Origin of the sequence: Vibrio sp. 10N.222.49.C9 (assembly GCF_041474985.1) — a bacterium.
In the GTDB taxonomy this organism is placed as follows: domain Bacteria; phylum Pseudomonadota; class Gammaproteobacteria; order Enterobacterales; family Vibrionaceae; genus Vibrio; species Vibrio crassostreae_C.
In genome coordinates this window covers 1-354 of sequence record NZ_JBFRVD010000582.1, presented here as the reverse complement: position 1 = coordinate 354, position 354 = coordinate 1, and the positions used below count along the sequence as shown (strand labels likewise).

The following is a 354-nucleotide window of genomic DNA, read 5'->3' as shown; positions in this document are numbered from 1 at the left end:
CACTTATTCAGCCATTGCAGGTGGTGTTAAGTCTGGTATCGAGCGCGCAGCTAAAATCATGATGCCAGTATTGTTCATCATGGTGTTAGTACTCATTGGTCGTACTATCTTCCTACCGGGTGCACTAAACGGCATCAACTACCTGTTTGAACCAGACTTCAGCAAGATCATGGATCTTAAAGTATGGGCAGCGGCTTACGGTCAGATCTTCTTTACTCTAAGTATCGGCTTTGCAATCATGCTTGCTTACTCAAGCTACCTGCCTGAGAAATCAGACATCAATAACAACGCCTTTATGACGGTATTGATTAACTGTGGCTTCTCTATCCTTGCAGGTATCATGATCTTCTCTGT

Annotated in this window: 1 pseudogene; it reads left to right on the top strand. The window is 43.8% G+C overall.

Features of this window, described 5'->3' with window-relative positions:
* A pseudogene (locus AB4585_RS24580) lies at positions 1-354 on the top strand (sodium-dependent transporter); the annotation flags it as partial.